Annotated in this window: 1 pseudogene; it reads left to right on the top strand. The window is 64.8% G+C overall.

Annotated features, from left to right (window positions below):
• Positions 1 to 261: pseudogene (locus G3N95_RS41080) on the top strand (adhesin); the annotation flags it as partial.

Raw genomic sequence — 261 nt, 5'->3', positions numbered from 1 at the left:
TGGCGAACTCGGCGACGCTGGCCACGGCGGGCTTCACGCCGGTCGGCGGCACGGCAATCGCAGCGGCGACGGCAGCAGGCGGTGAAGTGTCGGTGGGCGCAGCGGGCGCAGAGCGTCGCATCACGAACGTGGCAGCGGGTCTGAACCCGACCGATGCGGTGAACGTGAGCCAGCTGATGTCGGAAGACGCGAAGGTGAACAACGTCTCGAACAATGTTTCGAACGTGTCGAACAACCTGAGCAACCTGGGCAACAACGTCA

Origin of the sequence: Paraburkholderia sp. Tr-20389, assembly GCF_017104565.1 — a bacterium.
In the GTDB taxonomy this organism is placed as follows: Bacteria; Pseudomonadota; Gammaproteobacteria; order Burkholderiales; family Burkholderiaceae; genus Paraburkholderia.
The sequence above is the reverse complement of the archived record's forward strand: the minus strand, read 5'-3'. Positions and strand labels throughout refer to the sequence as shown.